Genomic DNA, 21701 nt, shown 5'->3' with positions numbered 1-21701 from the left:
GACGGGATCTCCGCTTTTTGTATACTAAAACAGCGGTCTCCCAAGTGGTGGGGCCGCTGTTTAACATGAAAGACTATTTCATTGCCTGCTGCATTGCATCAAATACTTGTGTATTCTGTAGGTTTCCGGAGAAGGCTTCCTCGCCTGGCCCTTCGGCATAAACAGTAATATCAACAGCCGTGTGGTCCGTACTCGTCCAGTCAATACCGGAGCGTTCACTTAATACATGGTTAAACCCAAGCTCGAGCGTCTCGGCTTCCTCCACCATGGTTTGTTCCTCGTCGGTCATGGTCATGCCGGTGTGTTCTTCAAATACCTCGGCCGGACTCTTATCGCCGAGCAGCACCTGCTCCTGCATGGCTGCTCCAGTAGCTTCAACGTCCTGAAGGCTGGAAGGATGGTTTTCCTCTGTGGCTTCACTGGCGCTTCCGCCGGTGTCGTGGTCACTCGCGACGACGACGAGCGTGTCCTCGTGCTCCTCGGAGTAAGCCGTTGCTTCTTCCACAGCCTGTTCAAAGGCTTCGGTATCTGACATCATCCATGCCGGGTCATTGGCGTGGCCGGCCCAGTCAATCTGGCTGCCCTCAACCATAAGGAAGAACCCGTCCTCATCCTTCGACAGGTGGTCAATGGCCGAGGAGGTCATTTCGGACAGGGATGGCTGCACCGGGCTCTGCTCCATGGAGGTGTTCATGGCGTCATCTGCAAACAACCCCATGATGCGCTCGCCGTCTGCCTCATCCATGGCGCGTTCAGTTTCCACATATTCAAACCCGGCATCGGTGGCATGATCGATGTAGTTTTCGCCGTCCTCGCGGATGCCGCCTTCCGATTCCGGCAGGAAGTGCTCGCGTCCGCCGCCGTACATCAAGTCCAGGTTTTCATTTTCAGCCATTTGCTTTGCGATTTCGGTATAGTTGTTGCGGTCCTCCACGTGAGAAGCGAAAACAGCCGGTGTCGCGTGGGTAATGGTCGATGTTGCTACGAGCCCGGTGGATTTTCCCATGTCGGCAGCCTTATCCAGAATCGAGGATTTGGACTCGCCGTCCGGCGTCATACCAACCATTCCGTTATTCGTCCGTTCACCGATGGCGTAAGCCGTTCCCGCAGCCGCCGAGTCTGTGATGACAGCGTCAGCGGAGGAGGTATCCACCTTGCCGGTTGTCATATCCCGCTCTTCCCATACCGGCTCGCCGTCCTTATAAAGGCTGTAGTTTTTCGAGACGCTGTCCGAGAATCCGTCCGGCACCATGAAAATAACGTTCTGAGCCTGCGCTTCCTCGGCGGCCGGCTCTGCCTCCCCGGCTGAATCGTTGCTGTCGTCGTTTTCCGATGCCATCGCGGTACTCGCTACCAATCCGCTTGCCCCCAGCAGTAAGGCTGCTTTCGTCGAACGCTTCCACTTGCTCATTTAATGACCCCCTATATGTTTTTAGCCGTGGATAACTCCACGTCCCTTACTATAAATAAATTTTATGAAGCGAATATTAGTTTCATTTAAACATCATGTAAAGAAGATAAGGGCAACAATTCCAAAAGCTTCATATTAAACTTATAGTCTTTGAGATCAATTAAACGAATGTTTGACTGTTTCATCAAAAAAGTATAATATTCAATTAAACAACTATTTAATCGTTAAATTGAAGGGAAGATAAATATGGCTAAAACAAATGAACAGTGTGACATATATTGCTACGACCCGGAAAAGGTGACCCGCGTTCAGAATCAGGTGGGGCAGGTGGATGCACGCAGCGCCTCGCAGTGGTTTAAGGTGCTTGCGGATGAAACCCGCTACAAGGTAGCCTACGCCCTCAGCGTCGAAGGAGAGCTTTGCGGATGTGACCTGGCAAATATTCTTGGAACCTCAACGGCGACGGTGTCTCATCATTTACGGATTTTAAAGCAGGCAGGTGCCGTCACCTACCGCCGCGAAGGGAAGCTCGTGTTCTACACACTCGTGGGAAATCAGATTACTCACCTGCTCGGAGGCATGGCACCGGGAATGGAGGAGAAGCCGCTTGGCATCTAAAGAGGAAACCCTTGAACGAAAATCATCAGAGGAAGAATGCTCCTGCTGCAGCGGGGAAGCATCCAGCCGTCCGTCTGCTCCGCGGTCCTTTTCCATCCAATTGACTCCGGTCGAAGAGACGTCGTGCTGCAGTGCGGATGATGACAAGGATGACTACTGCACGCCGGAGGAGGAGCCAGAGCAAACGAAGCCGGACGAAGGCTCCGCAGCGAACGCGTATACCTTCCAGGTGGAAGGCATGGACTGCCCATCGTGCGCGGCTACGCTCCAAAAGGGGGTCTCCCGTTTATCCGGCGTCCAGGAGGCGAAGGTGCAGTACACGACCGGCAGCATGCAGGTGTCCACGGATGGCACGCTGGCTCCGACAGTGATCCAGCAAACGGTGCAGCGGCTCGGGTATGATACGCAGCTGCCGGCAGCGGATACCGGAGAAGCCTATAACATTTACGGCATGGACTGCGGCTCGTGCGCTGCGACGGTGAGCAAGCACTTTGAGCAGCTTGAGGGCGTGCGGGACGTGCAGGTGCAGTTCGCCACGGGGAAGATGACCCTCGATCACGAGCTGCCGCAGGAAACAGTGAAAGAGGAGGTCCGCCGGCTCGGATTTGAAGCGGAGCCAGTCAACGGGCGCCGCTCGTCTGCCAGTCAGCCGGAACCCTCTCCGCTCCGCGGAATGACGAATACAATCATTTCCGGCGGCCTTCTGCTGGCCGGTATTGCCAGTTCACTGATGCCGGTCCCGGCGATCATTTCGATCATGCTGTATCTTTCTGTGATTGTCGTCGGAGGCTATAAGCCGGCGAAAAGCGCGTATTTTGCCATTAAAAGCCGGTCGCTTGATATGAATGTGCTCATGATGGGCGCTGCGATTGGGGCGCCGCTCATTGGAGAATACTTTGAAGGGGCGCTGGTCGTCTGGCTGTTTGCGCTCGGCAATGCGCTGCAGCAGTATTCGGTGGCGAAAACGCGCAAGTCGATCAGCCACCTGATGGACCTCGCCCCGGCCGAAGCCTGGGTAAAGACGGGGGACACATGGATCCGGCGCCCGGTGGAGGAGGTCGGTCTCGGACAGACGATGCTCATTAAACCGGGAGAAAAGATACCGCTCGACGGCATGATTCGCGAAGGGAACTCAATGATCGACCAGTCGCCAATCACGGGGGAATCGCTCCCGATTGATAAGGCGTCCGGAGATAAGGTGTACGCCGGCACGCTGAATGACTTCGGCAGCCTGGAGGTTGAGGTGACCGCACGTCCGGAGGACACGACGCTTGCACGGATCATTCATTTAGTGGAGGAAGCGCAGGAGCAGCAGGCTCCGACCCAGAGCTTTGTGGACCGGTTTGCGGCTGTGTATACTCCGATTGTGTTTGCCGCTGCGATTGCGGTCATTGTCGTACCGCCGGTCATTGGTTTTGGCGGCTGGGCGGACTGGGTGTACCGGGGGCTGGCACTGCTCGTGGTGGCCTGCCCGTGTGCGCTCGTCATTTCGACACCGGTCGCTATCGTGTCGGCTATCGGCAATGCGGCCAAGCAGGGCGTGCTGATTAAAGGCGGAGCCTTTCTTGAAGCCGCTGGCACCCTGAACGCCCTGGCCTTTGATAAGACGGGCACGCTCACCGAAGGCAGACCCGTTGTGGAAAAGGTTTACACATCAGACGGCGACGAAGACAGGCTGCTGTCGATTGCGTCGACCCTGGAGGCATACTCCAGCCACCCGATCGCCCGCGCAATTACAGCGTATGCTGGGGAACAGAAGGTGTCCTCCCTGAATGGGACGAATTTTTACGCGGAACCGGGGAAAGGCGTCGCCGGTACCATCGAAGGCAGAGCGTATGCTGCCGGAAAGCCGGAGTGGCTGAAAGAGCAGGGCGCTCAGACGCAAGAGTTCGAAGAAGAAGTCGAAAAGCTTCAAAACGAAGGCATGACCGTCGTGCTGATCGGCGACGGGGAGAGCGTTCTGGGCTATGTAGGCGTTGCTGACAAAATCCGGCCGATGTCCTCGGAAGCGGTAAAGTCGCTTCATAACAACAGCATCCGTGAATTGACCGTTCTTACCGGTGACAATGAGGGCACCGCTGCGAAAATTGCGGGCCAGGCGAACATTGACCGGTACATGGCCGGGCTGCTGCCGGAGGATAAAGCTAAAGCCGTGCGCACCCTCCAGCAGGAGGGCCGCCGGGTCGGCATGATAGGCGATGGTATCAATGACGCACCGGCGCTTGCCACCGCGGATATTGGTATTGCGATGGGAGGAGCCGGGGCAGACACGTCGATGGAGGCTGCCGACATCGTTTTGATGGCGGATAATCTCGACAAGCTTCCGTATACAATCCGGCTCAGCCGGAAGGCACTTCGCATCATTAAGCAGAACATCTGGTTTGCGGTGCTGATTAAAGTGGCCGCACTGGCGCTGATCGTGCCGGACCTGTTGACGCTGTGGATGGCGGTGCTGAGCGATACCGGAGCGGCGCTCATTGTTGTCGCAAACAGCCTGAGGCTGTTCCGGCTGCGTGGATAGCCGGCAGCAATATAAATGTAAAAGCCAGACGGGCAGCCCGTCTGGCTTTTTGCTGTTTACTGATTTAACGCCTGCTCGAGGCTTTTAATGTTATCTTCCATTAACGAGACGTAGGTGGCATCATTTTCGACATCTTCCTGCATGACGCTCGAAAGGTTATGCAGATAGGCAACATCTGCGCCAATTTCGTCCTGCACGGTTTCTGCTGTTTTCGATGGGATGTTTTGCTCAAGCAGCACCGTGTTAATATCATTTTCTTCTGCCGTGGCCACTATATCATTGATTTCCTGAACGGAAGGCTCATCCTGGGCATTAATGCCGCTGACCGGGATCTGTTCGAAGCCGTACCGCTCCTCCCAGTAGCCGTAAGCCGCGTGGGACACAATAAACTGATTTTGATCGCTATTCTCGGCAACGTCTGTGAATCCCTGATCAATGTCTTCAAGGTCAGACACGAGTGCCTGATAGTTTTCCTCAAAGGTTTCTTCCTGATCCGGCATTTGACGGGCTAACTCGTTTTTAATGCTTTCAGCAGCCTGTTGGGCCCGGACCGGATCAAGCCATACGTGAGGGTCCACGCCGCCGTGGCTGTGGCCTTCTTCACCGTGGCTGTGATCGTGTTCTTCTTCATCATGGCCGTGGTCATGATCGTGCTCTTCTTCCTCGTGGCTGTGGCCCTCTTCGCCGTGGCTGTGATCATGACCGTCTTCATGGCTGTGGTCGTGCTCCTCTGACGATTCCAGAAGATCCATGTTATTTGTCAGCTCCAGCACTTCCACATTTTCGCCATCTACCGTACTTTTTGCTTCATCCGCGAAGCCTTCCATACCACTGCCGGTCATAATAAACATGTCGCTCTCGGCGATATCGGTCAGGGTCTGAGGGGTTGGGTCAAAGGAGTGAGCATTGGAGCCAGGTGGAACGACGTTTTCGACATTTACATAATCGCCGCCGATTTGTTTGGCAAAATCCTCCCAGGCAAACAGAGTCGTATAAACGTCGAGCTTTTCATTTTGATTCTGCTGATCTTCATTACTATCGCCGGAGGCGTTTTGCTGATTATTGTCACTGGTGCTGCAGGCCTGGAGCATGAGAGCACCGGCAACTAATGAGACGCCTAAAGCAGTTTGTTTTTTCATTGTATTCGTTCCTTTCGTCAGTAGCTTGATGTTTGGGAAATGCTTAATGCGCGATCATTTCATGGGTGATTTCTTCACCGTCCATGTCTGACGGGTAGTAGGTTGGCCAGTTTTCCACTTCCTCGAGCAGCTCGTCGCTGTCATCGCCCCAGTAGAGGTGGTAGTGCCCGGCATCAGTCGGATTGATATCATGGTCGCTGAACTGAATGTACTGCGGCATGCCTTCGTCTCCTTGCTCGAGTTCAAAGATGTAACGGACCCCGCGGTTGCCTGCTTCATATTCTAAAATTTCGTGGCCGCCCGAAACGTATTCGCCGCTCATTTCTTCTCCGTCCTGGAAGAAGGTAACGGTGCCGTCCTCAATCGTGATTCGGTCCACATTTGTCTGATAGCCTTCCTCGTAGTATTCCTTATATTCTTCCTCCGACGTTTCTTCGTCTTCCTCCGCCTTATGGGCGAACACTTCATCGAGCGTGCCGTCTTCCAGATAAGGGTAAACGGACTGCCAGTCGCCGGCCCAATCGGAAAGCGGGCGATCTTCTACTTCATCATTATAGAAAAAGCCATTATAAATGCGCTCGGATTCGGCGTCCTGGCCATGGCTGTGATCATGGCTGTGGCTTTCATCCTCATCATGGCTGTGGTCGTGGCTTTCTTCGTTATGACTGTGATCGTGATCATGCTCCTCGTTATTATCACTGTCATTTTCGTCAGCCTGTTCCTGTTCATTGCTTTGGGATTCTCCGTCCGAATGTTCCTGGTTCTGCTCCTCGGACTCCGAAGCATTTTCGCTTCCCGAGTTTTCCTCCGAGTCGTTGCCGCACCCTGTAATAATCATTGCGCTGACCGTGAGGGCACTTAACCCTTTTAATGGAAATTTTCTCATGAATACCACTCCTTTTTTGTAGTTAATCGTAATTATTACGATTTATTGGTTAAAAATATATTTATAGGAAACGTGCCGGGCTTCCTGCTGAATGCGGGAGGCAGCTGTACGAGCCCCAGAAATGTTCCGGGCCGTGGGCCCAATTGCAAGGTCGGCAAGCGGGCCGCTCACGTACAGCCCCGCGGCCCACTCAAGCGAATGCGCAGCAAGCGCCGGGTAACCGCAGGGGGTGAGCGGCAGCCGATACGAATCGATAAGCCGTGCCAGAAGTGGGCTGCGGGACGGATGGTACTGATCACCGGTAGCACAAAGAATGGCCCGGGCTTCCCACGTCGTTTGTCCGCCCTGAATCAGCCAGCCAGCAGGACCGTGGATGACGTTTTGAACAGCTTCCTGTTTCACCTCAAGGCGTCCAAGGTTTTGCTCGCGCCGGACCTGGCGGTAAAGGTTTTTCGTAATCGACCCTGTCCGGCGAGCCCGGCTTATGACATTTCTTCGTTCGGAAAATGTTAAGGTACGCCTGCACAGCTGTTCGTATTTGCCGCCCATCCATTCAGGGTCAGAATCATATTCCCATACGCGGAGCGGATGGCGAATAGCGAGAGTAACCTGGGATGGATAACGACGTCCAAGCTCCAAAGCAGTCTGCACACCGCTCATTCCGCCGCCGATAATTGTTGCGGGCGGAGCAGCCGGTGTTAATTTCTGCTTTTGATGAAGGTTGCAGACACTTTGAGCATCTTCGTCAGGAAGCCACGAAGGGAGCTGGCAGTGCTCTTTCGTTCCTGTTGCAATCACGACTCGTCTCGTGAAAAGGGAGCCCTGATCGGTTTCGATTCGCCATCCCGACACGCAACGCTCGATACTGAAAGCAGAGGCCTGTTGGAAACAGGGCAGAAGATTTAACTCATCCAGGACTTTCGTACAATGATCGTGAAAGAGTGGAACCGACGGCTTTCTGCTTGTGCCGGAAAAATGGTTCAAATCATAATCATTACGTTTTACGAAGCGAAATAAATTCCTGGGCTCAGGGTGCAGATGATGAACGCCGGGCGACCGCAGGTATTTCATGCCTACGCGGGCAGTCAGTCTGTCCCAGGCTGCCAGGGGCCCGGTCTCCGAATCAATCAGCAATAGTTTTTTGTCGCGTGTCAAAGAGGGATCGGCAGATGCCAGGTGGGTGGCCGTCATACATCCGTGGATGCCGGCACCGATAATGAGCCACTCAAGCATGAGGATGTTCGTCCCCGGCATGCACATGATCGTGCGGAGAAGCGAGCCAGGGGAAAGGGTCGTGAAAGTCACTTTCGTCCAGCTGTTGTTCCTCTTCGGTCAACAGGCACGCCGTCAGTTTCCTGGTTACCTTCTGCTGATCCAGGTGCTGGCCGATAATCACCAGCTCGGTGGTCTTGTCACCGACGGCCGGGTCCCAGCTGTCCTTTAACTCCGGCTGTTCCTCGAGCACGCGCTGCTGCTCGCCGGCAGGAAGGGAGGAGACCCAGTAGGACACCGGCTCAAGCTGAATCGACGTACCGGCCTGCGAAAGTAAAAGTGCTGTATCATTGCGGGTGACGCACCAGATAATGCCTTTTGCCCGGATCACCTGTTTGGGGAATTCCTCTAAATACTCGAGCAGCCGTTCGGAATGAAAAGGGATCCGGCTCCGGAAAACGAAGGAGGAGATGTGATATTCCTCCGTTTCGGGCTCATGCTTCTGTTCGAGCTCCTGCAGCCAGCCCGGGGCCTGAAGAGCTTCATCAAATGAAAATTTCCCGGTCCCAAGTACGCTGGAAGGAGCGACGCGGCCATACGCCGTTTCAATGATTTCAGCTTTCGGCTGTAGAGCCCGTAGCATACCTGTTAAATGCTGGATCTGCTCCCGGGTCAGCAGATCTGTTTTGTTTAAAATCAGCACATCGCAAAACTCAATCTGCTCAATCAGCAGATCGGCAATTTCGCGCTCATCGTCGTCTCCTGCACTTTGTCTGCGCTCCTGCAGCGTTTCGCCTGACGTATAATCGGTCCAAAACCGGGCTGCATCAACCATCGTGACCATGGTATCGAGCCGGCAGCTGCCGGTAAGGTCAATTCCCGATTCCTCGTCCTCATAGGTGAATGTCTGGGCGACCGGTATGGGTTCGCTGATGCCGGTGGATTCGATTAAAATATAATCCACGCCGCCGCGCTCAGTAATTTTTTGAACCTCCTGAAGCAGGTCCTCCCGAAGTGTGCAGCAGATGCAGCCGTTCGACATTTCCACCAGGTTTTCCTCGGTGCGGGAAAGAGAGCTGCCGCGTTCAATCAGATCGGCATCGATATTGATTTCGCTCATATCGTTAACGATCACTGCCACCTTCCAATCCAACTGCTCGTGAAGCAGGTGATTCAGCAGCGTCGTTTTGCCTGAGCCCAAATAGCCGCTCAGAACAGTTACCGGGATGGGTGAATACATAGCTGACTCCTCCTTATGTGAAATGTAAATCGTAATAATTACGATTTGTGCGCTTCAATTACTTTATAAAATATTTTTCATGCTGTCAACGGCTCTTTATGCATTTTTTTACAGAAGACTATCAGGGCAAAAAGAAAAAACCCCTGTACAAAAGGGGTTCACCAGAGGCTGTTGCAGAATCAAATTTTTAATAATCGGGGGGCTTCATTATTCTGGATGATGCTGATTACGCACGACTAAAACATCACAGGAAGCCCGGCGGACGGTGCTTTCAGACACGCTGCCGAGAATAAAACGCTGCGTTCGTCCCATCCCCGAAGCCCCGGCGACGATCAGATCGGTCTGATATTTGCCGGCAGCTTCGCCTGGGATCACTGTTTTCGGCGTGCCATATTCGACGGAGTAGTGCACCGATTGGAGACCGTGGTTTTCTGCGTCGCTTAACACCTGATACTCCTGGAGCAATTCGTCCGCGCGTTCTTTATACACGTCTTTGAGGTCATTGGTGTAGGGCTCAAGCGACGAGAGGGACTGGGTATTCAGCACGTAGATGACCTGCGCCTGGCTCTGGTGTTTCTGTGCCATGTTCAGTCCGGCGTAAAAGGCGCTTTTAGAAACGTCGGAGCCGTCGACGGCAATTAACACCGAATGGTAAACGGCCGAAGGGTCGCTGTTTTTTACGATCCATACATCACAGGAAGCACGCCGGACGATGCCGGCGGATACGCTGCCGAACCGCTTTTTTTCAGAGCTGCCGGCGCCCGAGCCGCCGGAGATGATCAGGTCCGGCTGAAACGACTGCGCAATGTCCCCGGCGATGATCGTTTTCGGGAGGCCTTCTTTTATAAAGATGCGTACATTATGAATCCCTGCGTTTTCGGCTGTTGCCTTCCCCTCAGTGATGATCGCACTTCCCAGTTTATTCAGGGCATGAAGCATTAAATCCGGGTACTGCTTCCGCAGCTCTTTGATGCTGTGATAGTCGACGATATGACAGAGGGCGAGCGTGCTGCCGTAGGCCAGGGCAGTCTCAATGCCTTTGGCGAGGCCGGCTTTCGATTCCTCCGAGCCGTCAAGAGCGACGAGTATCCGCTGGTAAGGGAGGGGCATAAGGCTTCTTCCTTTCTGTAACCCTTATTTGGGAATGAATTGGAAGGTATAGTTACTTATCTTTCCCGTGATCACACATTTTGCGAAAGGTGGTGTAAAGAATGTACACGAAGGAGGTGAGGGCAGTGCTCTGTATAAAGCAAAGCCTGGAGCGCAGAGGCCGTGCGTACACAATACCGGTCCAGAGACCGATCGCAAACAAACATATTTTTAACACGCCAAAATCCAAGACAGAATACATGCGGGCAGCCTTATGCACACGTTCGATCAGCTGTTTCATTATTCTCCCCCTTTTTCAAAGTGTAAAGAAGCATTGACGCTGGTTAAATCACATGAGAGGAAAGTCCTCCGAGGCCAGATAGTATGTAATCAATTTTTCATCCGCCGAGTAGGAAGGACAGGAGGAAAGAGGCACGGCTTCAATAGCCACTACGCGCATCACCAGCTGCCGGAAACGAATTTCCTCTCCCAATTCGAAGCTGACCTCTGTGTAATGCTCGAGAAAAAGCTCCTCCTGCAATTCCAGTGCGCTGCCGATAAACCACAGTTTATTCGGCTGTTCTGTATTTTCTGCAAGATATACGAACCGGACGAGCGAGTACCGTTCTGCCTGAAAGGGCTCATGCGGATGCTTTTGTTCCGGGAGATTCATGCGAAGTACTCCTTCCGGTGGTTGATTAGCGGCTTAAACGAGCCAGCGTAGAAAATCGTATAGGCTATGTAAAAATCAGTAGTAAGTGCCAGGGTCTTAATACCTTTGTAATTACCAGTATACACTGAAAATAGGGAATTACATCGATAAAAAGTCCTTTAGCAATTACTCACGACTAAATGCATATAAATAATAATTATTTTATCAGATTTTAAGCTTTAATGTGGAGGTGCATTTCATCCAAAAAACACTCGTATGAAAGGAAATTTCAAACAGTTATGAACCGGGGTGGCACATAATTGAATAAACTTCCGTGTAAAAATAATGACAGATACTGAAGGGTTGAAGGAATAAATTACCAGTAGTATTCTTGCTTTAAAGTGAAAGGTTGAGATGGAAAGGGGGGATAGGATGCCGCCTGAAGCAACATTTAGTTTAAAAATACTGATTCTGGTTACAGTCGTAACGATTGCAGCCGTTGGAGCAATTTACTGGCTGAGCCGGAAATGGTACACCAAACGAAACGGTGGCCTGAGAAAGAAAAGGTACGCGAGCAGGACGCATGTTGTCATCAACTACACCTTCTCCGCTTTGTTTTTAGCGGGAACCGTCCTGGTAAACGTCCTCCAGGAGTTGTTCGAGCCTTCCATTTTTATCATCTTTTTATTGTTTTACGCCATTTATACATTAATAAGTGTGCATATGTGGAAGCGGGAAAGCGATAAGCCCGATGATTACCGGTACGAGTGGTTCGTGCATGGAGGGTCGCTGGCCGTCGCAGCCATTGGCCTTACTGCGGCCCTGCTGGCGCTGGAATACGTGTGAAAACGCAGCAGAAAAAATAAAAAAAAGCCCGGCTGTGTAGATTCCGCAGGGGCTTCCTATGGAAGAGACACGGACTGAACACGGAGAAATTGCCGGCTACATGGGCAAATTGATCCGGGATAACTTTGGCAAAGGGCCGACGTCGGTGTACGTCACTCTCGAGCATCCGTTTTTAGTTATTCACCTGCGGGATTTTTTAGCGCCGATGGAAGCCATATTGATGGGCCAGGGCGAATATAAGCGGGTGGAGGACACGAGAGACTTACTGTTTGAGCAGCTCCAGACAGAGATGCGCGCCCGGATAGAGGTAATAGCGGGAATTACGATCCGGGAGATGTATTTTGACTGGGATCTTCAGCATAAGCGGGGCGTCATTCTTGGCGTTATGTCGGAGGATACGTCGGCATGCGAAGCTCAGTGGCCAGCTCATTTAAACTACAAAAGGTTTAACGATAAAGTTATAGAGCTGAGCGAGTGGGGCCAGAAGGTACCGGCGGCGACGGAATCGTTCTGGCTGAATGACCGGACAATTGTAATCAAACGGACCGGGGTCTTCGTGGAAATCGAAAAAGAATTGATTCAGGCGGGATACACCAATGAGCTCAAGGAAGTGAAGAAGCCATTGGAGCTTCGGATGATTCACCGGGCAAGCCTGGAATCCCTGATTGACGGTAAGATTACTGAAACGTTTGTTTTCTGGCATTTCACAGGAGACAAAGGGTATGCAGTGCTCGTTATGGAGCCGAAAAAGTAATATCCGGATATAACAGGGGCAAAAAAACAGCGAGCGCCTGCCGGCACAGCCGGTGGGCGCTTTTTGATGAGTGAAATGTGAAAACCTGGACAAACGTTTAAAGACATTAAAGCCTGGGAACGTATTAATTAGACTTCGGTAAATAAAGTATTAATAAAAAAACAGGTTTTTCACGAAAGTGAACTATATAATTCTGGCCGTAATTAGAGGACAAATGCCTGCTAATAAGCCGGGAAAGGGACCGTGCCCTTTTTCGGCTTATTTTTTTTATGATATATATTATTCACCAAAGGAGGGAAGTCTTATGTCCCCGCCAAAAGACCAGTCAAATAATGTGAAAAGTCCGGAAGACGAATCCTCAGAGGGCGCTGCTGAGCATGCCACCGAGCCGTCTCTTATTGTAGGGCTCGTGCCGGCGCCGGGAGCCGCCTCCGAAACGATCGATGTTCTGTACCCGGAGCTTGCCGAGCTGTTTTCGCGTGAAGTGGATGACGATTATGCCTGGGATATTAAAGTGGTAGTGGATCCGTTAACCGGCTCTGCTGAAGAAGCAGCTTCCATACTCGAAGAAGCGCAGACGCTAAAGGACCAGCGCGGCTGGGATTATGTGATCTGCCTGACGGACCTTCCGCTGTTCCGGGATGAAGATTTTCTCGTTGCCGAGGCCAACGTGGAGCGAAGAATTGCCCAGCTGTCCATCCCGACGCTCGGGGCGCTGCCGATCATGCGCCGCGTCCGCGAGGCGCTTCTTCAGCTGACGAGCGAGATGCATTACGGCAGCTCTGACGAAGCCCGGGACCGCCAGGAAGAAAAGCTGGCTTCGATGGGAAGCACGCAGGGAAGATACGTACGGAACACCGGAGCCCGGCAGCTGCTCGGGGACAGCCTGGTGGAGCGGGTCGCCCCGGTGTACCGCATCCGGCCGGATGAAAGTAACGATACGTCGGATACGCGGTACGTGGCACGTCCCAATATCAATGGATATACCCGGGTGGTCACAGGGATGGCGCGGGCGAATAATCCGGTAAAGGTGTTTACCGCGTTTAAAAGTGTGATTGCTATCGCCTTTGCCACCGGGGCCTATGCATTAATATTTCCTACGCTCTGGCAGATGGGAGCAGCGTACGGACCGGGGCGCTCCATCACCTTAATGGTCGTGGCCTTAACCTCGTTAACGGTATGGATGCTTCTCGCTCACGGGCTTATAGAAAGACCTTCGAAAAACCGATCGAAAAGCATCCGGCGATTGTACAACTCGGCCACGGTACTTACGATCGGATTCGGGGTAATATGCTACTACTGTATTCTGTTTCTGCTGTTTTTCCTGGCTGTATTTTTGTTTATTCCGACGTCGATGCTGCAGTCCAATTTAGGTGTAGGCCAAAACGTCGAACTCCCGTACTATCTGTCACTGGCCTGGCTGGCAGCGTCGCTTGCGACATGTATCGGGGCGCTCGGCGCAGGACTTGAAAACGAGGAAACAGTGCTTACCGGAACATACGGGCACCGGCAGCTGCAGCGGAAAAAACAGGTGCAGCAGGAACGGGAAGAAGAAAAAAGACAGGAACAAAACCAGGAACGTTAAATGGAGAAAAAGAAGCAGGCGGCTCAGCCGGCTGCTTCTTCATTTACATAGCGGATGTATTTGGTGAGCGTGAGCATCGACTGCAGCCCGAGCCGGTCCATCAGTGCTTCCGGCGATACGCCGCTTTCGAGCTCGCGTACGATGTAGCTGTTGCGGAAATGAGTGGCGGAAATCGCCCGTTCGATGCCGGCACGCTTGCGTTCCTCGCGGATCATTTTCTGGATCGCGACCTCGGTTAAATTTTTCGGCTGATCGTTTTCATAGCTCCAGCGGTACGTCTGGCGCTGAAAGTCAAACGCGACAAACAGCGGCTCCCCGTCAAAGGACGGCCTCACCGCCTGCGGGATGACGTTCAGGTAATAGTACAGCTGCTTCTGCAGCTCCTTCGTCAGCTTGAGCGTCCGCGGGTTGCCCTCGGTAATGTCGAGCTCCCCGCGGGTCAGGTGCAAGTGCTCGATCCGGATCGAGGCAAGCTCATGCATGCGGAGGCCGTAGTCGTAAAACAGCCTTAAAATCACGATGTTTCGCGGGGCAAGCATCGGGCGCACGGCCTGCTGCTTATCCGACAGCCCGGAATCGGACTCGAGCGTATCCATGAGCCGCTTCATTTCCTTCGGGGCAATCAGCTCTTCCTCCTTTAATACGTTCCAGACGCTGTCATCGACCGGAAGCTCCGCCATCGGGTTGGAGGCGATCCGTTTTGTATCGCGCAGAAAGCGGAAGTAGCGGACGAGCACAGTCTGGATGCGCTTCAGCGTCCGAAGCTGGTAGTGGCGCTCCTCGGCCAGTATATGAAAATAGGTGGTAATGTCGTCGGGTTTGACGGCCGCTTCCTCGCCGTCGAGGACCACGTCGATGAACCGGTGAAAATCGGCCAGGTCGTATTCGTAGCGCTTGAGCGTGCTCGGCTTGCGCCCCCGGGACTGCAGGAAGGAAAGAAAGGCCTGCATGCCGTCCGGAAGAAGCTCGGGTTGCAAATTCATCATCATTCCTCCTGCTTTGTCTGTCGATCAAGCATCGCGGCTTGTTTGTTTGGCACTTAACCCATATTATAGTATGTAGAGGACAGGAAAAACAGGAGGATCTAAACTATTGCAGGAATTTGAGAACCAACAGGTAGATAAAGAACGGGTTGTACTAATTGCCGTCCATAAGGATGATACTGATCAGGAAACATTTGAAGCGTCCCTTACCGAGCTTGAACAGCTCGTGGAAACGGCAGGGGGAACGGTCACGGCTGTGCTGACGCAGAACCGGCGTTCGCTCGATTCGAAAACGTACGTCGGCAAAGGCAAGCTCGAGGAAGCGGTGGCGACCGCTGAAGAGCAGGAGGCGGATTTGCTGATTTTTAACGATGAGCTCTCGCCCGGCCAGATTTCCACAGTTACAAACCAGACCGGATTATACATTATTGACCGCACCCAACTGATACTAGATATTTTTGCCGGACGTGCGGCGTCGAACGAAGGGAAAATGCAGGTGGAGCTTGCGCAGCTGAACTACATGCTGCCGCGCATCCGCGGGCAGGGCGAATCGCTCTCCCGGCTCGGCGGCGGAATCGGCACACGCGGACCGGGGGAGACGAAGCTTGAGACCGACCGGCGTCACATCCAGAAGCGGATGGACGACGTGCGAAGCAAGCTCAAGCAGGTAAAAAACCGCCGCGAGCAGTACCGCGAACGGCGCAAGGAAAAGAATGTGCTGCAGTTTGCACTCGTCGGCTACACGAACGCCGGCAAATCCACGATTTTAAACAAGCTCACCGAAGCGGATACGCTCGAGGAAAACGCGCTGTTTGCCACACTCGATCCGCTGACGCGCCGGGTGGAGCTGCCGTCGGGCCTGGAGGTGCTTGTGACCGATACGGTCGGTTTCATTCAGGACCTGCCAACCGCGCTGATTGCAGCGTTTCAGGCGACGCTTGAGGAAGTAAAGGAAGCAGACGTGCTGCTTCACGTGATTGACGGCTCGCACCCGCGGGCAGCCGAGCAGGCGGCCACGGTGCGCGGGCTGTTAAAGGAGCTCGAAGCAAGCCATATTCCGTCGCTCACAGTCGTCAACAAACGCGACGCCATCGAGGACGGTCCGGTGATAGCGGCAGACAAGCCGTCGATTTCCATCTCGGCCCGGAAGGACGAGGACGTGGAGCTGCTGCGGGAGTCGATGGAAAGTGTGCTGCTCGAGCAACTGCAGCCGTACCGGGTGGAAATTCCGCTTGCCGACGGCCATGTGATGCAGCGGTTCAAGCATGAAACGGTGGTACGCGAGGAAACACTCGATGAAGAAAACGAAAGTTGGATTCTATCGGGGTACGTGCAGAGCGACCAGGCGATCCACCGGGAAATCAAGCAGTATGCCAAAGGAGATGCAGGGGCAAAATGACACGCGATACGATGGAACAAAAGCAGCTGCAGCGGGCCGAGCGCCGGATTGCGCCGCAGCTTGAAGCCATTGCGGAACGCGAGCTTGTGAACCAGCAGCGGGTGCTCGATATTTTCCGGACGCATAACGTGTCGGCGTTTCATTTTCAACACTCGACTGGGTACGGCTATGACGATACCGGGCGCGAGGTGCTCGACCGGGTGTATGCCGATGTGTTCGGCACCGAAGCAGCTATGGTGCGCCAGCAGTTTATTTCCGGCACGCATGCGATCAGCACGGCGCTGTTTGCGGCGCTCCGTCCTGGCGGACGGCTTTTGTATGCGACCGGCACGCCGTACGACACGCTGAACACGGTGATCGGGCTCGACGGCAGCGAAGCGGGCACAATGAGCGAATGGGGCATCGGCTGCGACGTGGTGCCGCTCGCCGGCGGCCGGGTGGACATGGGCGCCGTGCACGAGGCGGTCACACCGGACACGCAGGTGATTGCGTTTCAGCGCTCGCGCGGCTATGACGATCGTCCGTCGATCGGCCTCGGGGAAATGATGGCGTACGTGGCAGAGCTTAAAGCGGCGTACCCGCATATCGTGCTGTTTGTGGACAACTGCTACGGCGAGTTCGTGGAAACGACCGAGCCGGGCCATATCGGCGCGGATCTGATGGCGGGCTCGCTCATTAAAAACCCGGGCGGCGGCATTACCCGTACCGGCGGCTACATTGCCGGCAGAAGCGATTTGATTGAAAGGGCGGGCGCAAGCTTTGCCGCGCCCGGTATCGGCCTTGAAGGCGGCGCGACGCTCGGCATGCTCCAGGAAATGTTTCAGGGGCTGTTTCTTGCACCGCACGTCGTGGCGGAGGCTCATAAGGGAGCGGTGCTGACCGCAGCGCTGATGGAGGACGCCGGCCTGCAGGCATCACCGGCCTCCGGGGAGGAGCGGACCGATCTGATCCAGTCCGTGCAGTTTGGCGACCGGGAGAAAATGATCCGGTTCTGCCAGGCGGTGCAGAAGTATTCTCCAGTCGACTCCGGCGTAACGCCGCAGCCGAGTGCCATGCCCGGCTACAGCGATGAAGTGATCATGGCTGCCGGTGCGTTCATCCAGGGCTCAAGCATCGAGCTTTCTGCCGATGGCCCAATCCGGCCGCCGTATACGGCCTTCGTTCAGGGCGGATTAACGTATACGCACGTGAAAATTGCCGTAAACGAAGCGTTAAAAGCGATACAATAACGATAGAAGGACAGGTTCTCCGTGAGAGGGCCTGTTTTTTCTGTACATTTGCTGGAAAATACGCGAAAATATAAAAGATACAATAAGTTCTGAAAATTTTGATGTAAAAATAGCTTACATGAACTTGACGAAAAAGCTTACATCATGTAGGATATACTTAGTTTCAACGAAAGGGGGCGTAACGCATGAATGATCATGTACGCCGAAATACCCCTTTATTTCCGATTGGTATCGTCCAGAAACTGACGGAACTCACCCCAAGGCAGATTCGTTATTATGAAGAGCACGGGCTGGTGTTTCCGACACGGACCGAAGGCAACCAACGGTTGTTTTCCTTCCGCGACGTGGACCGCCTGCTTGAAATCAAAGCGATGATGGAGCGGGGCGTAAACCTTTCAGGCATCAAGGAAATCTATGAGTTAAAAACGTATTCAGAGGAACCGAAGCAGCCCTCAGCACCTAGAAATCACGATATGACCGACCGTGAACTGCGCAAGCACCTCCGCAAGGAAGTGATGATGGCAGGTAAATACTCACGGCCGTCGATGATTCAGGGACAGCTGTCGCGGTTTTTCGACTAACAGCAGGATTAACTTTTTTCCGGCTGCGGCCGGGGGAAAGATATAATAATTCACTATTCTAGTTTTTTAGAGAGGAGTCACAATTAACATGGCAAACACGAGAAAAGACATTTTAAAGTTTGCAGAAGAGGAAAACGTTAAGTTTATCCGTCTTCAGTTTACTGACTTGCAAGGAATTATTAAAAACGTAGAGATTCCGGTGGACCAGCTTGATAAAGCACTGGACAACCTGATGATGTTCGACGGTTCTTCCATCGAAGGCTTTGTGCGTATTGAAGAATCCGATATGTACCTCTTCCCGGATCTTGATACCTGGATCGTCTTCCCATGGACACCGGAAAAAGGCAAGGTTGCACGTTTAATTTGTGACATATATGAGCCGGGCAAGCCTGGCGAAGAACCAACACCATTTGAGGGCGACCCTCGCGGTATTTTGAAGCGTGTACTTAAAGAAGCAGAGAAACTCGGCTTCACCGACTTCAATATTGGACCGGAGCCTGAATTCTTCCTTTTCAAAAACGATGAAAAAGGCGAGCCGACCACAACCCTGAACGACAAAGGCGGTTACTTTGACCTTGCACCGACGGACCTCGGTGAAAACTGCCGCCGCGACATCGTGCTTGAGCTTGAAGACATGGGATTTGAAATCGAAGCCTCCCACCACGAAGTGGCGCCGGGTCAGCACGAAATCGACTTCAAATACGCAGACGCCATCACGGCCTGCGACAACATCCAGACGTTTAAGCTCGTGGTTAAAACAATCGCTCGTAAGCACGGCCTGCACGCCACCTTTATGCCAAAGCCATTGTTCGGCGTAAACGGCTCCGGCATGCACTGCAACATGTCCCTGTTCAAAGGCAAAGAGAACGCGTTCTACGACAAGAAGACCGATTCTCAGCTGAGCACGACGGCGATGCAGTTCCTGGCAGGTACCCTTGAGCACGCGAAGGCGTTCACGGCGCTGACGAACCCAATCGTCAACTCCTACAAGCGTCTTGTGCCAGGCTACGAAGCACCAGTATACGTAGCGTGGTCCCTGCGTAACCGCAGCCCGCTCGTACGTATTCCGTCCTCCCGCGGCATGAGCACGCGTATCGAAACGCGCAGCCCGGACCCGTCCGCAAACCCATACCTTGCGATTGCAGCTATGCTCGCATCTGGCCTGGACGGCATCAAGCGGAAGCTCGAGGCTCCAGAGCCGACAGACCGCAACATCTACGTGATGGAAAAAGCAGAGCGCGAAGAACTCGGCATCGAGGACCTTCCGGCAGACCTGAACGAAGCGCTTCAGCACCTGCTGAACGACGAAGTTCTTGTGAACGCCATCGGCCCGCACGCCATCGAACATTTCGCCGAAGCAAAAGAAATCGAGTGGGACATGTTCCGCAGCCAGGTTCACCCTTGGGAGCGCGAACAGTATCTCTCCACGTACTAAGATTGAGAAAACCCTTCAGCCGCAATGGCTGGAGGGTTTTTTGTGTTTGGTAAAGCATCTCATTATCAGACGGGGGAGTTGGTGTACTGCCATTCCATGAATCGGTGGGGGATCATCATCTATGCGTTTCAGTGCGAACCAAAGGTCGTGGTCCAGGCAACTTTCCATTACAGAAACGATGTTTGCCAATCGACAGTATGCATTATGCAACAGACGTGGTCAGCGTGGCGGAGTTCTGGAAGCAGTGCTACCGGAAACATAAGAGCAAGGGGGGCAGTAATGACTGAGCGCATGACCGATATTAGCTGGGATGAAGTTACAGTTAAACTAAATTTTGATATACTTAGTTCAGAAGAACCATTCGTCTTGGGGGTGTCTAAGGGGGCGTGTGCGTTGCGCTTCGTTGCCGGAGCACGGAGAGACGAAGATTGTGACGCACCAGGGGTAAGTAAAACGGGTGAAATGGGATGAGGGAAAGGAGTTTTGAATGCCTAAGTGGTCGAAAATAGCAATAATAGCAACGAGCATTTTATTTCTCATTTGGTTTATTGATTTCTCTGCCGATAAGTACAAAAGTGTTACGCCTGGAGTTTGGTTAACTACAGGTGGGACTATTATAGGCGCTTTTTTAGGTGCTTTATTGGCTGGTAAATATACTATTAAAAGTGTTGAAACTCAAAATGAAATTGAGCAAGAAAGAATTGACGAAATTAATACTAAAATACAAAAAACTTCAGCTTATAAATTAATTTCTTGCATTGATTCTGTTACTAGCACATACCAAGAAGTGGATATTAAAATATCGGATAATGAATTAACTACTCAAAAACTCGAACGATTAAAAAATATTCTTGATTCAGCGTATTCTGACTTATCTTCAATAGATCTCACAGTTTTTGATGAGCTATTTTTTTCAGAAATTCACGAAGAAAAAATAGACATTAAAAATAGACTATTTGATATAGAAATGATGTTAGAAGAATTATACGATAATTTTAAGACTAGAGAAGAAATTAGGAATAAAAGAATAGCTTATTTGTTTCAGAGAGATGTAGAAAACTTCACTGGTTTTAAAAGAAATATTAAGATTTTAAAAGATGCAAGAACTCGCTTAGAGAAAATAGAAGTTAATATTAGTAACATCTATGATATTAAGCTCTTTAAGGATTATAAAGAATAAGTTCTACCAGCCCACTTGAGGACACTGAACGACAGCACAACGCTATGGTTTGGTGTCCTCTTTTTTGTTAGGAGACATGTATGAAAAAGAAACCGAAGGAGAAGAAGCAGAAGCTAACCGAGTGAGAGTTGAAAGAACTCATGGGTAATGAAGCAAACATACAAACGAGCCAAAGGCGGGGTGCTGAGGGCGGAATAAAGGGGTGGTTGGATGAAGGCAACTAAAATGAAAGTAGAACATCAAGCACCACAGGCGAAAGATATTGTGCAATGGATTGGTAGCTATCGAGAAAATATCCAAGTGATCCGCGAACTCCAGCAATTGTATGTGGAGGAGGTGGGGATGGGATTAGTCTCACAGTATGGCGCTGAAGCAGGGATGCCAAAAGCGCAAGGAGGCGACCATTGAAGTCGCTGAACCGGAGAACTTGACCGAGAAACAGCGGCTTTTTTGTATGCATTACATCAAAACATTTAACGCTATGCAGTCTGCTATTAAGGCAGGATATAGTGCGGATAAGGCGTTTGTAATCGGCCATGAAAACCTTAGAAAACCTAAGATTGCGGATTATATTCGTGAACTCAAAGCCAATATGACTGACGATTTGCTCCTGGACGCCAGAGAGATTCTCCAGAAGTACGCAGCGATAGCGTTTACTGATATTACCGACTTCATGATATTTGGCAAAAAGGAAATTGAAGCGACAGGGAGGTTTGGTCCGCTAACGGATGACGAGGGCAACACGATCATGAAAGAAGTCAATTACGTGGACTTTAAAGAGTCTGCAGCTGTGGACGGCATGATCATCACAGAAGCTAAGCAGGCCAAAGACGGCGTTTCCATCAAGTTAGCAGATAAAATGAAAGCTTTAGAGAAACTGGAGCAATACTTTAAACTGTTGCCGGAGAACATGAAACACCGCGTCTAGAAAGAGAAGATGC

General features: G+C 52.2%; 22 protein-coding genes. 13 read left to right on the top strand and 9 right to left on the bottom strand.

The annotated features are described in order from the left end of the window. Nucleotides 1-73: 73 nt before the first annotated feature. Complete coding sequence (locus tag ACTTK7_RS12775; RefSeq protein WP_462868457.1) at nucleotides 74-1411, bottom strand: alkaline phosphatase; 1338 nt, start codon at nucleotides 1409-1411, stop codon at nucleotides 74-76. 246 nt (nucleotides 1412-1657) lie between these two features. Between ACTTK7_RS12775 and ACTTK7_RS12770 the strand changes: the two genes are divergently transcribed. Together ACTTK7_RS12770 and ACTTK7_RS12765 are read left to right on the top strand one after the other, a co-directional pair. After that, on the top strand, nucleotides 1658-2029 hold the full coding sequence (locus tag ACTTK7_RS12770) for an ArsR/SmtB family transcription factor (protein ID WP_462868456.1): 372 nt from the start codon (nucleotides 1658-1660) through the stop codon (nucleotides 2027-2029). Beyond that, nucleotides 2019-4550 (top strand): heavy metal translocating P-type ATPase, encoded by a 2532-nt coding sequence (locus ACTTK7_RS12765; RefSeq protein ID WP_462868455.1) that lies wholly within the window; start codon nucleotides 2019-2021, stop codon nucleotides 4548-4550. The genes ACTTK7_RS12770 and ACTTK7_RS12765 overlap by 11 nt, the downstream gene beginning before the upstream one ends. A gap of 56 nt (nucleotides 4551-4606) precedes the next feature. Here ACTTK7_RS12765 and ACTTK7_RS12760 read toward each other — a convergent pair whose 3' ends face one another. The 7 genes from ACTTK7_RS12760 to ACTTK7_RS12730 form a co-directional block, all read right to left on the bottom strand. Next, nucleotides 4607-5689: a metal ABC transporter solute-binding protein, Zn/Mn family gene (locus ACTTK7_RS12760; protein WP_462868454.1), complete on the bottom strand. Its 1083-nt coding sequence runs from the start codon at nucleotides 5687-5689 to the stop codon at nucleotides 4607-4609. A gap of 43 nt (nucleotides 5690-5732) precedes the next feature. Continuing rightward, nucleotides 5733-6575, bottom strand: coding sequence for a ZinT/AdcA family metal-binding protein (locus ACTTK7_RS12755; protein ID WP_462868453.1), 843 nt, complete (start codon nucleotides 6573-6575; stop codon nucleotides 5733-5735). Between the two features lie 42 nt (nucleotides 6576-6617). Next, nucleotides 6618-7880: an NAD(P)-binding domain-containing protein gene (locus ACTTK7_RS12750; RefSeq protein WP_462868452.1), complete on the bottom strand. Its 1263-nt coding sequence runs from the start codon at nucleotides 7878-7880 to the stop codon at nucleotides 6618-6620. Next, a complete protein-coding gene (locus ACTTK7_RS12745) occupies nucleotides 7801-9027 on the bottom strand; it encodes a GTP-binding protein (RefSeq protein WP_462868451.1) in 1227 nt (408 codons plus the stop codon). The genes ACTTK7_RS12750 and ACTTK7_RS12745 overlap by 80 nt, the downstream gene beginning before the upstream one ends. Nucleotides 9028-9234: 207 nt before the next feature. Then, nucleotides 9235-10137, bottom strand: coding sequence for a universal stress protein (locus ACTTK7_RS12740; RefSeq protein WP_462868450.1), 903 nt, complete (start codon nucleotides 10135-10137; stop codon nucleotides 9235-9237). 52 nt (nucleotides 10138-10189) lie between these two features. Beyond that, on the bottom strand, nucleotides 10190-10417 hold the full coding sequence (locus ACTTK7_RS12735; RefSeq protein ID WP_462868449.1) for a hypothetical protein: 228 nt from the start codon (nucleotides 10415-10417) through the stop codon (nucleotides 10190-10192). Between the two features lie 48 nt (nucleotides 10418-10465). Then, entirely contained in the window at nucleotides 10466-10789 is a 324-nt protein-coding gene (locus ACTTK7_RS12730; RefSeq protein WP_462868448.1) for a hypothetical protein, read from the bottom strand. Nucleotides 10790-11200: 411 nt separating this feature from the next. Here ACTTK7_RS12730 and ACTTK7_RS12725 point away from each other — a divergent pair, with 411 nt between their 5' ends. The 3 genes from ACTTK7_RS12725 to ACTTK7_RS12715 all read left to right on the top strand — a co-directional run bounded on the left by ACTTK7_RS12725 (nucleotide 11201) and on the right by ACTTK7_RS12715 (nucleotide 13953). After that, nucleotides 11201-11614 (top strand): hypothetical protein, encoded by a 414-nt coding sequence (locus ACTTK7_RS12725; RefSeq protein ID WP_462868447.1) that lies wholly within the window; start codon nucleotides 11201-11203, stop codon nucleotides 11612-11614. Between the two features lie 58 nt (nucleotides 11615-11672). Continuing rightward, nucleotides 11673-12368, top strand: coding sequence for a Na-translocating system protein MpsC family protein (locus tag ACTTK7_RS12720; RefSeq protein ID WP_462868446.1), 696 nt, complete (start codon nucleotides 11673-11675; stop codon nucleotides 12366-12368). Nucleotides 12369-12672: 304 nt separating this feature from the next. Next, nucleotides 12673-13953 carry an MFS transporter gene (locus ACTTK7_RS12715; RefSeq protein ID WP_462868445.1) on the top strand — a complete coding sequence of 427 codons (1281 nt, stop codon included), beginning with the start codon at nucleotides 12673-12675 and terminating at the stop codon, nucleotides 13951-13953. 23 nt (nucleotides 13954-13976) lie between these two features. Here ACTTK7_RS12715 and ACTTK7_RS12710 read toward each other — a convergent pair whose 3' ends face one another. Further along, nucleotides 13977-14936: a tyrosine-type recombinase/integrase gene (locus tag ACTTK7_RS12710; RefSeq protein WP_462868444.1), complete on the bottom strand. Its 960-nt coding sequence runs from the start codon at nucleotides 14934-14936 to the stop codon at nucleotides 13977-13979. Between the two features lie 109 nt (nucleotides 14937-15045). Here ACTTK7_RS12710 and hflX point away from each other — a divergent pair, with 109 nt between their 5' ends. The 8 genes from hflX to ACTTK7_RS12670 all read left to right on the top strand — a co-directional run bounded on the left by hflX (nucleotide 15046) and on the right by ACTTK7_RS12670 (nucleotide 21688). After that, nucleotides 15046-16335, top strand: a complete 1290-nt coding sequence (gene hflX, locus ACTTK7_RS12705) for a GTPase HflX (protein WP_462868443.1) — start codon at nucleotides 15046-15048, stop codon at nucleotides 16333-16335. After that, entirely contained in the window at nucleotides 16332-17564 is a 1233-nt protein-coding gene (locus ACTTK7_RS12700; RefSeq protein WP_462868442.1) for a methionine gamma-lyase family protein, read from the top strand. The genes hflX and ACTTK7_RS12700 overlap by 4 nt, the downstream gene beginning before the upstream one ends. A 185-nt stretch (nucleotides 17565-17749) precedes the next feature. Next, on the top strand, nucleotides 17750-18145 hold the full coding sequence (locus ACTTK7_RS12695) for a MerR family transcriptional regulator (protein WP_322524914.1): 396 nt from the start codon (nucleotides 17750-17752) through the stop codon (nucleotides 18143-18145). Between the two features lie 88 nt (nucleotides 18146-18233). Then, nucleotides 18234-19580: a type I glutamate--ammonia ligase gene (gene glnA, locus ACTTK7_RS12690; protein ID WP_462868441.1), complete on the top strand. Its 1347-nt coding sequence runs from the start codon at nucleotides 18234-18236 to the stop codon at nucleotides 19578-19580. A gap of 279 nt (nucleotides 19581-19859) precedes the next feature. Beyond that, nucleotides 19860-20051: a hypothetical protein gene (locus ACTTK7_RS12685; protein ID WP_462868440.1), complete on the top strand. Its 192-nt coding sequence runs from the start codon at nucleotides 19860-19862 to the stop codon at nucleotides 20049-20051. Between the two features lie 16 nt (nucleotides 20052-20067). Then, nucleotides 20068-20760, top strand: a complete 693-nt coding sequence (locus ACTTK7_RS12680; RefSeq protein ID WP_462868439.1) for a hypothetical protein — start codon at nucleotides 20068-20070, stop codon at nucleotides 20758-20760. Nucleotides 20761-20970: 210 nt separating this feature from the next. Continuing rightward, nucleotides 20971-21168 (top strand): hypothetical protein, encoded by a 198-nt coding sequence (locus ACTTK7_RS12675; RefSeq protein ID WP_462868438.1) that lies wholly within the window; start codon nucleotides 20971-20973, stop codon nucleotides 21166-21168. Further along, nucleotides 21122-21688 (top strand): terminase small subunit, encoded by a 567-nt coding sequence (locus ACTTK7_RS12670; protein ID WP_462868437.1) that lies wholly within the window; start codon nucleotides 21122-21124, stop codon nucleotides 21686-21688. The genes ACTTK7_RS12675 and ACTTK7_RS12670 overlap by 47 nt, the downstream gene beginning before the upstream one ends. Nucleotides 21689-21701 lie beyond the last annotated feature (13 nt).

It is taken from the genome of Marinococcus tarijensis, from assembly GCF_054971385.1.
The sequence above is the reverse complement of the archived record's forward strand: the minus strand, read 5'-3'. Positions and strand labels throughout refer to the sequence as shown.

What these genes read in the sequence shown, in the direction of transcription:
- ACTTK7_RS12775 (WP_462868457.1), bottom strand. Translation starts at nt 1,411, where the DNA reads ATGAGCAAGTGGAAGCGTTCGACGAAAGCAGCCTTACTGCTGGGGGCA.
- ACTTK7_RS12770 (WP_462868456.1), top strand. Translation starts at nt 1,658, where the DNA reads ATGGCTAAAACAAATGAACAGTGTGACATATATTGCTACGACCCGGAA.
- ACTTK7_RS12760 (WP_462868454.1), bottom strand. Translation starts at nt 5,689, where the DNA reads ATGAAAAAACAAACTGCTTTAGGCGTCTCATTAGTTGCCGGTGCTCTC.
- ACTTK7_RS12755 (WP_462868453.1), bottom strand. Translation starts at nt 6,575, where the DNA reads ATGAGAAAATTTCCATTAAAAGGGTTAAGTGCCCTCACGGTCAGCGCA.
- ACTTK7_RS12745 (WP_462868451.1), bottom strand. Translation starts at nt 9,027, where the DNA reads ATGTATTCACCCATCCCGGTAACTGTTCTGAGCGGCTATTTGGGCTCA.
- ACTTK7_RS12740 (WP_462868450.1), bottom strand. Translation starts at nt 10,137, where the DNA reads ATGCCCCTCCCTTACCAGCGGATACTCGTCGCTCTTGACGGCTCGGAG.
- ACTTK7_RS12735 (WP_462868449.1), bottom strand. Translation starts at nt 10,417, where the DNA reads ATGAAACAGCTGATCGAACGTGTGCATAAGGCTGCCCGCATGTATTCT.
- ACTTK7_RS12730 (WP_462868448.1), bottom strand. Translation starts at nt 10,789, where the DNA reads ATGAATCTCCCGGAACAAAAGCATCCGCATGAGCCCTTTCAGGCAGAA.
- ACTTK7_RS12725 (WP_462868447.1), top strand. Translation starts at nt 11,201, where the DNA reads ATGCCGCCTGAAGCAACATTTAGTTTAAAAATACTGATTCTGGTTACA.
- ACTTK7_RS12720 (WP_462868446.1), top strand. Translation starts at nt 11,673, where the DNA reads ATGGAAGAGACACGGACTGAACACGGAGAAATTGCCGGCTACATGGGC.
- ACTTK7_RS12715 (WP_462868445.1), top strand. Translation starts at nt 12,673, where the DNA reads ATGTCCCCGCCAAAAGACCAGTCAAATAATGTGAAAAGTCCGGAAGAC.
- ACTTK7_RS12710 (WP_462868444.1), bottom strand. Translation starts at nt 14,936, where the DNA reads ATGAATTTGCAACCCGAGCTTCTTCCGGACGGCATGCAGGCCTTTCTT.
- ACTTK7_RS12700 (WP_462868442.1), top strand. Translation starts at nt 16,332, where the DNA reads ATGACACGCGATACGATGGAACAAAAGCAGCTGCAGCGGGCCGAGCGC.
- ACTTK7_RS12695 (WP_322524914.1), top strand. Translation starts at nt 17,750, where the DNA reads ATGAATGATCATGTACGCCGAAATACCCCTTTATTTCCGATTGGTATC.
- glnA (WP_462868441.1), top strand. Translation starts at nt 18,234, where the DNA reads ATGGCAAACACGAGAAAAGACATTTTAAAGTTTGCAGAAGAGGAAAAC.
- ACTTK7_RS12685 (WP_462868440.1), top strand. Translation starts at nt 19,860, where the DNA reads ATGACTGAGCGCATGACCGATATTAGCTGGGATGAAGTTACAGTTAAA.
- ACTTK7_RS12680 (WP_462868439.1), top strand. Translation starts at nt 20,068, where the DNA reads ATGCCTAAGTGGTCGAAAATAGCAATAATAGCAACGAGCATTTTATTT.
- ACTTK7_RS12675 (WP_462868438.1), top strand. Translation starts at nt 20,971, where the DNA reads ATGAAGGCAACTAAAATGAAAGTAGAACATCAAGCACCACAGGCGAAA.
- ACTTK7_RS12670 (WP_462868437.1), top strand. Translation starts at nt 21,122, where the DNA reads ATGGCGCTGAAGCAGGGATGCCAAAAGCGCAAGGAGGCGACCATTGAA.